This window comes from Mycobacterium intermedium (assembly GCF_002086275.1).
Lineage (GTDB): Bacteria > Actinomycetota > Actinomycetes > Mycobacteriales > Mycobacteriaceae > Mycobacterium > Mycobacterium intermedium.
This window is the reverse complement of the sequence record NZ_MVHT01000131.1, coordinates 1-11,830: the sequence shown is the minus strand read 5'-3', so window position 1 is coordinate 11,830 and position 11,830 is coordinate 1. Positions and strand designations below refer to the sequence as shown.

Here is an 11,830-nt window from a genome sequence, read left to right as displayed (position 1 = left end):
CGCCAGGTCGCGGTCGGCTTTGGTGCAGGTGTCCACATCGACGCTGGCGGGTAGGTGGGCGAAGAACTTTCTGATGATCCGGATGTGGGATTCATCGAGGTGGCCCTGGCGTTGGGCCTCAGCGGTGGCCGGCAACAGCGGTTCCAAGGGTTCCCCGCTCATCGCGCGGCGCGGTCCCAGGTCGGCGGCTTCGCCGATGAAGCGGTTGGCTTCGCCGCGGGTGATGCGCAGCCGGTTGGCCAGCACCCGCGGCAGTTTGCCGCCCAACTCCTCCTCGCCCACTTGGGTGCGCAGGTGGTTGATCAACGCATGCCGCGCCACCGGCAGGCGGCGCATCTCGTGGAGCAACGCCTCCAGATACGTCATGGTTTCCCGCCCGCTCAACGCATCCGGGCACAGGTCGAGCACCGCCGAGACCGCCTGCTGCAGTGACGCGAACGCCTCCGCAAACGCCTCCGGATCACTCGAACTCATGTTCGAAAGACTACTCCGCCCCACCGACAAGACGACCCGTCCGATCAACGTCCCAAGACTTGTCGGTGCCGGGTCATACACTCGCGTTGCCTTGATACACACGGACTTCGGGAGGAGGGGCCAGGATGCGATTCCTGCACACCGCCGACTGGCAACTGGGTATGACGCGGCACTTCCTCGCCGGCGACGCCCAGCCGCGATATTCGGCGGCTCGCCGCGATGCGGTAGCGGGTCTGGGCGCACTGGCCGCCGAAACCGGAGCCGAATTCGTCGTCGTGGCCGGCGACGTATTCGAAGACAACCAGCTCGCGCCGCAGGTAATTAGTCAATCCCTAGAAGCCATGCGCGCCATCGGGATTCGGGTCTACCTCCTGCCCGGCAACCACGACCCATTAGACGCATCTTCCGTCTATACCAGCGCGCTGTTCCGCGCCGAATGCCCCGCCAACGTCGTAGTCCTAGACCGCGCCGGGGTCCACGAAGTTCGGCCCGGGATCGAGATCGTCGCCGCGCCTTGGCGGTCCAAGTCGCCGACTACGGACTTGGTCGCCGACGTGCTAAACGACCTCCCCGCAACAGCTGTGGCCCGAGTATTGGTCGCCCACGGCGGCGTCGACGTGCTCGATCCGGACAAGAACAAGCCCTCGCTCATCCGACTTGCCAACCTCGACAGGGCGCTGGCTGACGGCGCGATTCACTATGTGGCGCTGGGGGATAAGCACTCTCTCACCAAAATCGGTGACAGCGGCCGAGTGTGGTATTCCGGTTCGCCGGAGGTCACCAACTACGACGACGTCGAGGCCAACCCCGGGCATGTCCTGGTGGTAGACATCGACGAAGACGATCCACAACGCCGGGTCACCGTGGAGCCCAAGCGCGTCGGTCGTTGGCGTTTCGTCACGTTGTCGCGCGAGGTCGACAACAACCGAGAAATTGCCGACCTGGACGTCAATCTGGATCAGATGAGCGATAAGGAACGCACGGTTGTCCGCCTGGCGCTGACCGGTTCGTTGACCGTCACCGACCGGGCCGCACTCGACGCCTTACTGGACAAATACTCGCGATTATTTGCCTGGCTTGGCATTTGGGAAAGTCATTCCAGCTTGGCGGTGATCCCCGCCGACGGCGAATTCAATGACCTCGGCATCGGGGGTTTCGCGGCGTCGGCCATCGACGAACTGGTCGAAACCGCACGCGCCGGCGGCGACGAATCCGCGGAGGACGCCCAGGCAGCCCTCGCACTCCTGCTCCGGCTCACCGATCGGGGTGCGGCGTGAAACTGCACCGCCTGGTCCTACGCAATTACCGTGGCATCGCGCATCGCGAGATCGAGTTCCCCGAACACGGCGTCGTGGTGGTCAGCGGGGCCAATGAGACCGGCAAGTCGTCCATGATCGAGGCGCTGGACCTGCTGCTGGAATGCAAAGACCGCTCGACCAAGAAAGAGATCAAGCGGGTCAAGCCGACCAACGCCGATGTCGGGTCCGAGGTCATGGCGGAAATCAGCAGCGGCCCTTATCGTTTCGTCTACCGCAAGCGCTTCAACAAGATGTGCGAGACGGAGTTGACGGTACTGGCACCCCGGCGCGAGCAGTTGACGGGTGACGAGGCGCATGAGCGGGTCCAGGCCATGCTCGAAGAGACGGTGGACACCCAGTTGTGGCGCGCACAGCGCGTACTGCAGGCCGAGTCGACCAGCGCGGTCGACCTGTCCGGCTGCGACGCGCTGTCCCGGGCACTGGATATCGCCGCGGGTGACGAAGCGACACTGTCCGGCACCGAACCCTTGCTCATCGAGCGCATCGACGACGAGTACGCGCGTTACTTCACTCCAACCGGCCGGCCCACCGGCGAATGGGCCGCCGCCATTGCCCGATTGGCCGAAGCCGAAGCCCGGGTCGCCGAATGTCGGGCGGCCGTGGCCGAGGTCGACGATCGCGTGCGGCGCCACGAGGAACTCACGCTGCAGGTGGCCGAGTTGTCGCAGCAACTGCGTGCCGCCGAACCTCGCCTAGAAGAGGCAAAGGCAAAGGCCAAGGCCATCACGGCTCTCACCGATCAGGAACGCGAAGCAAAACTGGTCGTCGCAGCCGCGGCGGCAACAGCGGCAGGCTCGACGGCTGCGCACGCGGCACGTCAAGCCCTGCTGAACGAAATCGGCACTCGCACAACAACCGTTGCCGCACTCGAAGCAGAAACGCAGCAAGCAGCTGTCCAGCAGGAGGCCGCGCAATCTGCCGCGAAAGCCTCCGATGCCGCCGCCGCGGAGGCTGCCCAAGCTGTTACCGCTGCCCAATGCAGAGTCGACGCCGCCCGCCGAGCCCTTGAGCAGGTGAATGACCGCGAAGAAGCCGACCGGTTGAGCGCACGCCTGGCCAAGATCGATGACATCCAACGTCGCCGCGACCAAGTCGGCGTGGAACTGTCGACCATCGCCCTCACCGACGAGATCATGCGCCGCATCGAAGAAGCCGCGGCTGCCGTCGACCGCGTCGACGGGCAGTTGGCTCTGATCTCGGCCGCCGTGGAATTCACTGCCGCCACCGACATCGAGTTGGTCGTCGCGGATCAACGCGTGTCGTTGACGGCGGGCCAGAGCTGGTCGCTCACGGCTACCTCTGCTGCGGAAGTGGAGATCCCCGGCATCGTGACGGCGCGAATCACCCCGGGTGCCACCGCGCTCGACATGCAGGCGAAATATGTTGCAGCACAACAACAACTCAACGCGCTACTGCAGGAAGGCAAGGTGGGCGATCTAGCGGCGGCGCGTTCCACGGACCAGCGGCGTCGGGAACTGCAGAGCACTCGCGACCAGCTGACCGCCACCCTGACCGGTCTGTGCGGCGACGAAGACGTGGACCAACTCCGCGAGCGGCTAACGCAGTTGCGTGCCGATCTCCCGGCGGAACCGGATCTGTTCACCGGAACAAGCCTCGATGGCGCCACCGCCCGCACCGAACTCGTCGCTGCCGTGGCGGCCCGTGCGGATGCCCAGGCGGAGTCCGAAAAGCGCCGGCAGGCCGCGGCCGAAGCCAACCGAGAGCTCACCGAAATATCGACCAAGACAGCGGTTTTGCAGAACAAGCTAGCCGCCGAACGCGCCGAGCTGGAGGCAACGGCCGCCCGATTGGCCGACGAGCGTGCCAAGACCAGCGACGGTGACCTCGCCGCCAAGGTCCAAGCTGACCAGGCGGCGCTGCAGGCCGCCGAAGCAAAAGTTGCCGAACTGGCCGAAGCGCTCGCCGCCACGGCGCCCGAGGCGGTGGCCGCAGAGTTGAAGGAAGCCGCCGACACGGCAGACAACCTGCGGCAACAACACGACGAGGCCACCAACGCACTGCGCGAGGTCAGCATCGAGCTTTCCTGGATCGGCAGCGAAGGCCGGAAGGGCAAGCTGGACGCCGCCGAGACCGAACGCGAGCACGCCGCCGGCCAACACGCCCGGATCGGGCGAAAAGCCCGCGCGGCGAAGTTACTCCGAGAGGTGATGACGCGTCATCGCGAGACCACCCGCCAGCGCTATGTCGAGCCGTACCGCGCGGAGTTGCACAAGCTTGGTCGTCCGGTGTTCGGCCCCACCTTTGAGGTCGACGTCGACAGCAACCTGTGCATCCGCGGCCGAACCCTGGACAACGTCACCGTGCCCTACGAATCCCTGTCGGGCGGGGCCAAGGAGCAACTCGGGATTCTGGCGCGGCTGGCGGGAGCGGCGCTGGTTGCCAAGGAGGACACCGTCCCGGTGGTAGTCGACGACGCGCTGGGATTCACCGATCCCGACCGGCTGGCCAAGATGGGGGAGGTGTTCGACGCGGTCGGCGCCCACGGCCAAGTCATCGTCCTGACGTGTAGTCCCGACCGGTATGAAGGCGTGAAGGGGGCACATCGCATCGAACTCGGCGTCTAAACTGAGCCCGAAACGGGGTAACGCGGTGGATTCTCAACATGACTACGTTGTCGTCGGTACCGGCTCGGCCGGTGCCGTCGTCGCCAACCGCCTCAGCGCCGATCCAGGCACCGAGGTGTTGGCCCTAGAGGCGGGCCCGCGCAACAAGAACATATTCATCGGAATCCCGGCCGGCTTCTCCAAACTGCTCCGAAGCGAAATCGACTGGGACTACCTGACCGAACCACAGCCAGCGCTGAACGGTCGCGAGATCTATTGGCCGCGAGGCAAAGTGCTCGGTGGCTCTTCATCGATTAACGCAATGATGTGGGTGCGCGGATTCGGCGCCGACTATGACGAGTGGGCCAAGCGGGCCGGCCCCGAATGGTCGTACGCCGAGATGCTCGGATACTTCCGCCGTATCGAGAACGTAGCCGACGCCTGGCACTTCGTCGACGGCGATGCCAGCGGCGTCAGCGGCCCGATGCATATCTCCCGGCAACGCAGCCCATCCCGCTACACCGCCGCCTGGCTGGCCGCAACTCGTGAATGTGGGTTTCCCGCAACCCAGCCGAATGCGGCTGCGCCAGAAGGGTTCTGCGAGACCGTCGTCACCCAGCGCAGGGGCGCGCGGTTCAGCACCGCCGACGCCTACCTCAAGCCGGCGCGGCGGCGCAAGAACCTCAGCGTCATCACCGAAGCGACAGCGACCCGGGTGGTCATCGAAGGCAACCAAGCGGTTGGAGTGGAATACCAGCACTCGGGCCAAACCCATGTCGCCTACGCCCGTCGCGAAGTGGTGCTCTGCGGAGGGGCGGTCAACACCCCGCAGCTGCTGATGCTGTCCGGAATCGGCGACCGCGACCATCTCGCCGAGCACGGCATCGACATCGTTCACCACTCACCCGAGGTGGGCAAGAACCTCATCGACCACCTCGTCACGCCAATCGGTTGGACCGTCGAACGCGACACTCTCGCTGCCGCGGAGAAGCCCAGACACTTGATCAACTACCTGACCCGCCGCCGCGGACTGCTTACTTCCAACGTCGGCGAGGCATACGGTTTCCTGCGCAGCCGGCCCGAGCTCGAGCTACCAGACATCGAACTGATCTTCGCTCCGGCTCCGTTCTACGACGAGGGGTTGCTGCAAGAGCCGCCCAGCCACGGCGTGGTCTTCGGTCCGATCTTGGTGGCACCGGAAAGCACCGGGCAGATCACGCTGCGATCCGCCGATCCGAATGAGAAGCCGATCATCGATCCGCGCTACCTGTCGGATCCCAAAGGTCTGGACCGTGCCGCCATGCTGGCCGGCCTGCGGATCTGCGCACAAATCGCCCAAGCTCCCGCGATCAGCGGCCTCCTCGGTCCCATCGCGCGCCCGCGCAATTGCACCGAACTGAACGAAGAAACCCTCGAGCTGGCACTGGAAACAAGCTCACACACCCTGTATCACCCGATGAGCACCTGCCGCATGGGCACCGACGAAGCCAGTGTGGTCGACCCGCGGCTCCGGGTGCGGGGCGTCGACCGACTGCGAATCGCCGACGCGTCGGTGTTCCCCAGCACGATTCGCGGGCATACCCATGCTCCATCAGTGCTGATTGGAGAGCGCGCCGCCGACCTGCTGCGGATCTGACAGCAACCCAGCAACCCAGCAACCCAGCAACCCAGCAACCCGCCGACTTCATCACACCAAGTTTGACGGCACCCAACCTCGGCAACACGCAACTTGAACAGCGGGGGGCCGAGTGGCGGGAAGACACCGATGACGATGAACGCGACGCGGCGCCGGATGCATGGCAGGCTGGCGCGGTTGCCGGGGCTACAGATCGTGCGTAGACCGGTGTCGCCGGGATCCGACGAACAATTCGACCTGTATTACGTGCGCGACGGCCGCAAGTCGGCGCACCCGGTGGTGATCATCCCCGGCGGCCCGGGCATGGCGTCGGTGCTCGCCTACCGAGGCTTCCGGCAGCGCGCGGTCGCTGCCGGCTTGGACGTCATCATGATCGAACACCGAGGAATCGGCCTTTCGCGCCTCAACGACGCTGGAGAGAACCTGCCGCCGGAGGCGCTCACGGTCGAGCAGGTCGTCGACGACATCGCCGCCGTGCTCGACGACGCCCGCGTCGAATCGGCCACCATTTTCGGTAGCTCCTACGGCACTTACATCGCCGCCGGCGTCGGCGTCCGTCATCCGCATCGGGTAAAGGCGATGATCCTCGATTCGCCGCTGCTGTCCCGTCATGACGTGGAGATCGTGCGCGACACCCTGCGCCGGGTCCTGCTCAAGGGCGACCGTGCCGACACCGTCACCCTCGCACCGAAGATGCGTCGCCTGGTCGATCGCGGAATTATGACTCCGACAGCAGGACAGCTTGCGGCGACGGTGTACGGCTACGGCGGCGCCGAGCTACTCGAGCGCCAGCTGGACTTACTGCTTACCGGGCGAAAGATGCTATGGCGGACCCTTTCTCGGGTCGGCAAGATCGTCACCCGCAAGGTTCCGTACAGCTACGAGGTCGACTTGGTGGGGCGCATAGCTTTCCGCGAACTGGACTACGGCGCCGAGCCCGACGGGCTGCCGCTGGACCCCGCTGTCGCGTACCGTGAAACATTCGATACGACAGAGACTTTCGTGGCTGAGCCGTACGACTTGGTGGCCGAGATGCCGAAATTTGACTGGCCCACGGTGGTGATTGCCGGTGGCCGCGATCTCGTGACGCCCCCCGCCGTCGCCGAGCGCATTGCGACGCTGCTGCCGCACGCAGTCTTGGTGAATATGCCGACCATGGCGCACGCCGCGCTAGATTTCCGGGAGCCCGCGGCGCTGGCAATTGCCAAGTCGGTGTGCGACGGCGAAATCGACAGTCTTGCCCTCCGGGCGCTTGAGCTGGACGACATCCCGCCGCCACTTCCTTTGCGGCTGCTGTGGCGGGCGGTCGACCTGGCCGCCCGAGCCGAGCTGGCGGTACCGCGGCTGCCCCGGCTGCGCCAGCCGCGATCGCCCCAAGCACCGCCCGCAACAGAGTCAGTTCCGCATGAAGCCGATGGCCGTGTAGTCGTAGTCGGCGAGGCCGCGCGCGCCAAAGTTGGCTAGCGTGCTGCGCACCGCGACAGTGCCCGCCGACTGTATCAGCGGCAGGCTGAACCCTTCCGCCCAAATGAGTTTGTCGACCTCGTTGGCCAGCGCGCGTGCCTTGACCGGGTCAAGTTCGGCCAGTGTGCGCTCAATGGCGTCGTCGATCTCCGGGCTACCGATCTTGCCGTAATTGCCCTCGCCGTGCGTGGCGTAGATCTGGGTGAGTCCGGACAGCGGAAACGCGTCGCCGACCCAGCCGAACAACGCGATATCGAACGCCCCGACATTGACGTAGTTGCTGAAGAAGTCGCTGCCCGAACGGGCTTGGAGCTCAAGCTTCACCCCGATCTCGGCAAGACTGTGTTGCGCGATCTGCGCGAATTGTCGGCTGCGCTGCGCGTCGTAGAACAACATGCGGACGACGAGTTGGCGACCGTTCTGCTCCCGGACCGCGCCCTTCAGCTTCCAGCCCAATGCGTCGAGGTCCCGCTTCGCCCGTTCCGGGTCATAGGCGACGACGCCGCTGTTGTCCTGATAGCCTTCCTGCCCCGCCAGGTAGATGTGGTTGTTCAACGGCTTCGGATCGTTGGAAAGACCGTTCAAAGCGACCCTCGCGATAGTGCTCCGGTCGATCCCCCGGGACACGGCCAGCCGCAAGTCCTTGTCCGCCAGAATCGACCCCTTGGCCCCGTTGAAGGTGAAGTGCGTCCAGCTGGGGCCCGGCGCGCGCCGGATGGAGATTCCCTTGGTGCGCTGCGCGATCGTCAGGTCGTCGAGCGACCCGATTCCGGTCGCGTCGATCGTGTTGTTCTGCAGTGCCGGTATGTCCGCCGTCGGGTCGAGCACCAGGTAGGTGATGGTGTCCAACCGGGGCTGCCTTCCCCACCATTTCGGGTTGCGGGACAGGGTGATCCGTTGGGCGGCCCGGTCCAAGTTGGTCACCATGAACGGGCCGGCCGTTGCGCCGGGTGCGTTGAGCCAGCCCTTGTTGAACGTCTCGGGCGTGGAGGTCAGGCTGGCGGGCAGCAGCATGCCGTTGCCGGCGAACATGCCCCGCCACTCGGCGTAGGGCTCGGCGAAGGTCATGACGGCCTGCCGGTCGTCGACGCCGCGGGTCACCGACGCGACCCGGTCGGAACCGCTCGACGAGGCGATCTCGAATGCCTCGTCCTTACCGCTGGTGGCATGGATCTGGCTGGCGATGTCTCGCCACGTGATCGGCGTGCCGTCGGACCAGACCGCCTTGGGGTTGATCGTGTAGGTGACGACCTGCGGATCGGCGCTGGTGAGTTCGATGCTGGTGAAGTAGTCGGTGTTCACTTTCGTCGACCCGTCCGGGCCGATGATGAACGCGCTCGGCAATGTCGCTTTCAGCAGCGACGCCGTCTCCGCCAAGTTGCCGTCGATGTGCAGGACGTTGAAGTTTGGCGGGAAGTCGCTGAGCGACAATCGCAGGTTGCCGCCGTCTCGTAGGGTGGCGGGATCCTGCGGGTTGATGTCGCTGGTCGTACCAACCGCCGCGTTGCCCGGTGCCTGCGGCGGCAGCTCGGGAGCCGCCGAGCAGCCCGACACCAGTGCGGCGCCAAACAGCAGCGTCGCGGCGACCCGACCGCAGGCTCGATGCCACGTGCGGCTAGCCATGACGACGCCCCGGGTCTGGCTGCGGCACCGCGCCCAGCAGCCGCTGGGTGTACTCGTGCCGCGGGTTGTTGAAGACGTCTTCGCTGTCACCCTGCTCGACCACGGCCCCTTTGTACAGCACAACCACCCGGTGGGCCAGGTGTTTGACCACCGAAAGGTCATGGGAGACAAACAAGTACGACAGCCCGAACTGATCCTGCAGATCGAGCAACAGGTTGATGATGCCGGCCTGGATCGAGACATCCAGCGCGGAGACCGGCTCGTCGAGGGCCAGGATCTTGGGCTGCAGCGCCAGGGCGCGGGCGATTCCGATGCGCTGCTTCTGCCCACCGGAGAATTCGGCCGGATAACGGCTGGCATCGGCGCGGCGCAATCCCACGATCTCAAGCAATTCCGCCACCCGGGCGTTTGTGGCGTTCTTGCTGAACCCGTTGGCCTGCAACGGTTCCGCCAGCAGATCGAAGACGGGCAGGCGCGGGTCCAATGACGCGACCGGGTCCTGAAAGACGACCTGAATGTCGCGGCGCAGCGCGCGGCGGCCCGCAGTACTCAGGGTGGCCACATCGACGCCGAGCACCTCGATCGAACCCGATTGCGGCGCAGCCAGTTCCAGAATCTGATGCAAGGTGGTCGATTTCCCCGAGCCGGATTCACCGACGATGCCCACCGTGCGGCCTTGCTGCAGCTCGAAACTGACCCCGTCGACGGCCCGGACCTCGCCGATGGACCGACGCAGCAACAGCCCCTTGGTCAGCGGGTAGGTCTTGACCAGATTCCGCACCCGTACGACGACGGACGAGTCGGCGTGCTCCATGACGGGGCGCTGCGTGCTGACCCCGTAGATGTCCGCCGCGCTGCGCCCGTCGACCTGTTCGGTGCGAATGCAGGCCGCGCGGTGATCCACGCCGACCTCGATCAATTCCGGCTCCGCAGCGCGGCATTCGTCGATAACCAGCGGACAGCGCGGCGCGAACGGGCATCCCGGATCGAGTCCGGCCAGCGAGGGTGGCGCGCCGGGAATGGGAACCAGTCGGGCACCTTGTACCGCGTCCAACCGGGGGACCGAGCCCAGTAGGCCTACGGTGTAAGGCATCTTGCGGTCCCGGTAGAGGTCGGTCACCGGTGCGGACTCGATCACCCGCCCGGCGTACATCACCAGCGCACGGTCGGCGAACTCGGCGACGACACCGAGATCATGAGTGATGATCAGAACCCCCGCGCCCGTGACGTCGCGAGCCGTCTTGAGCACTTCGAGGATCTGCGCCTGCACCGTCACATCCAGGGCGGTCGTCGGTTCGTCGCAGATCAACAGGTCGGGGTCGTTGGCTATCGCGATCGCGATCACCACGCGTTGCCGCTCGCCGCCGGAAAGCTCGTGCGGAAACGCGCGGGCGCGTCGCTCGGGTTGCGAGATGCCCACCAGTTCAAGCAGTTCCACTGCGCGTGCGCGGGCGGCCTTCTTGCCGATCCGCCGCTGATGCACCTCGAGCGCCTCGGCGATCTGGTCACCCACCGTGTAGACCGGGGTCAGCGCGGACATCGGATCCTGAAACACCGTGCCTATCGCCTTGCCGCGAAACCGCGACATCTCGTCGTCGGCAAGGCCCAACAGCTCGGTGCCCTGCAACCGCACCGAGCCACTCACCTTTGCGTATTCGGGCAGCAAACCCACCACCGCCATGGCGGCGGCGGATTTCCCCGATCCGGACTCGCCCACCATGGCCACCACTTCACCAGGGTCGATGCGATAGCTGATGCCGCGCACCGCGGTCACCGCAGCTCCATCCGTCGGAAAGGTGACTGCCAGGTCGTTCACTTCCAGCAGCGGGCTCATGCGCCACCACGCCGCAGGGTTCTGCTCCCGGGATCCAGCGCGTCGCGCAGACCGTCGCCGGTCAGATTGGTGCACAACAGAATCAGCACCAGCACCCCGGCGGGGAACAGAAATACCCAGGGGAAAGTCGTCGCCGACTGGGTGCCGTCGGCAATCAGGGTGCCCAGCGAGACATCCGGCGGCTGGATGCCGAAACCCAAGAAGCTCAAACCGGTTTCGGCCAGGATGGCGAAGGCGATGTTGAGGGTCGCATCGATGATCAGGATGGATGCCACGTTGGGTATCACATGGCCGGTGATGATGTGGCGGCTGGACACGCCCATATACCTTGCAGCCCGGATGAATTCGCGTTCACGCAAGCTCATGGTCATGCCGCGCACGATGCGGGAACTGACCATCCAGCCGAAACCGGCGAGCAACAGGACCAGCAACATGACGTTGGCCGCGCTCTTGGTCCGCTGCGAGACGATCATGATCAGGATGAAGCTGGGCACCACCAACATCAGGTCGACCAGCCACATCAGGGCCCTATCCCGCCAGCCTCCGAAATAGCCGGCGATCGCCCCGACGGTGGCGGCGATACCGGTGGAGAGCACCGCCACGCAGACGCCGATCAGCATCGACTTCTGCATGCCGCGCAGTATCTGCGCCAGCAGGTCCTGACCCAGTGCGTTGGTGCCCAACCAGTGTCGGCTGTCGGGCGGCTGCAGCAAAGCGTCGAAATCCAGGTCTAGGTAGGAATACGGCAGGAGCGGAGGCAACGTGTAGCAGCCGACGAACAGCAGCACCAGTATCACCAGTGAGACCACCGCGGTGCGGTTGCGCAGGAATCGGCGCAGCACCAACGTCCGGCGCGAACTGAATTCGATCGCCTCGACCGGGTCAATTTCTTCGATGGATGCAGTCATGACACCCG

The 11,830-nt window shown here is 65.4% G+C and carries 8 protein-coding genes; 4 read left to right on the top strand and 4 right to left on the bottom strand.

All coding sequences use genetic code 11. The features are described 5' to 3' along the window. On the bottom strand, positions 1 to 474 hold a 474-nt coding region (locus BST27_RS28105; protein WP_139805420.1), incomplete at its 3' end, for a DUF222 domain-containing protein. Between the two features lie 125 nt (positions 475 to 599). Here BST27_RS28105 and BST27_RS28100 point away from each other — a divergent pair. The 4 genes from BST27_RS28100 (at position 600) to BST27_RS28085 (ending at position 7,457) form a co-directional block, all read left to right on the top strand. Further along, positions 600 to 1,751 (top strand): metallophosphoesterase family protein, encoded by a 1,152-nt coding sequence (locus BST27_RS28100; protein WP_069418851.1) that lies wholly within the window; start codon positions 600 to 602, stop codon positions 1,749 to 1,751. Further along, a complete protein-coding gene (locus BST27_RS28095; protein ID WP_069418850.1) occupies positions 1,748 to 4,378 on the top strand; it encodes an AAA family ATPase in 2,631 nt (876 codons plus the stop codon). The genes BST27_RS28100 and BST27_RS28095 overlap by 4 nt, the downstream gene beginning before the upstream one ends. Before the next feature lie 25 nt (positions 4,379 to 4,403). Beyond that, complete coding sequence (locus BST27_RS28090; protein ID WP_069418849.1) at positions 4,404 to 5,993, top strand: GMC family oxidoreductase; 1,590 nt, start codon at positions 4,404 to 4,406, stop codon at positions 5,991 to 5,993. Between the two features lie 129 nt (positions 5,994 to 6,122). Then, complete coding sequence (locus BST27_RS28085) at positions 6,123 to 7,457, top strand: alpha/beta hydrolase (RefSeq protein WP_069418848.1); 1,335 nt, start codon at positions 6,123 to 6,125, stop codon at positions 7,455 to 7,457. Here BST27_RS28085 and BST27_RS28080 read toward each other — a convergent pair. The 3 genes from BST27_RS28080 to BST27_RS28070 are packed head-to-tail and all read right to left on the bottom strand — an operon-like array spanning position 7,389 to position 11,822. Further along, positions 7,389 to 9,080, bottom strand: a complete 1,692-nt coding sequence (locus tag BST27_RS28080) for an ABC transporter family substrate-binding protein (RefSeq protein WP_069418847.1) — start codon at positions 9,078 to 9,080, stop codon at positions 7,389 to 7,391. The genes BST27_RS28085 and BST27_RS28080 overlap by 69 nt on opposite strands. Continuing rightward, on the bottom strand, positions 9,073 to 10,914 hold the full coding sequence (locus tag BST27_RS28075; protein WP_069418846.1) for a dipeptide ABC transporter ATP-binding protein: 1,842 nt from the start codon (positions 10,912 to 10,914) through the stop codon (positions 9,073 to 9,075). Before BST27_RS28075 ends, BST27_RS28080 begins: the two co-directional genes overlap by 8 nt. After that, the gene (locus tag BST27_RS28070; RefSeq protein WP_069418845.1) at positions 10,911 to 11,822 is read right to left on the bottom strand and encodes an ABC transporter permease; all 912 of its coding nucleotides are present in this window, start codon (positions 11,820 to 11,822) and stop codon (positions 10,911 to 10,913) included. Before BST27_RS28070 ends, BST27_RS28075 begins: the two co-directional genes overlap by 4 nt. Between the last annotated feature and the right edge of the window lie 8 nt (positions 11,823 to 11,830).

Coding starts and splice junctions, on each gene's coding strand:
- BST27_RS28070 (WP_069418845.1), bottom strand. CDS start 11,822: ATGACTGCATCCATCGAAGAAATTGACCCGGTCGAGGCGATCGAATTC.
- BST27_RS28100 (WP_069418851.1), top strand. CDS start 600: ATGCGATTCCTGCACACCGCCGACTGGCAACTGGGTATGACGCGGCAC.
- BST27_RS28075 (WP_069418846.1), bottom strand. CDS start 10,914: ATGAGCCCGCTGCTGGAAGTGAACGACCTGGCAGTCACCTTTCCGACG.
- BST27_RS28080 (WP_069418847.1), bottom strand. CDS start 9,080: ATGGCTAGCCGCACGTGGCATCGAGCCTGCGGTCGGGTCGCCGCGACG.
- BST27_RS28085 (WP_069418848.1), top strand. CDS start 6,123: ATGACGATGAACGCGACGCGGCGCCGGATGCATGGCAGGCTGGCGCGG.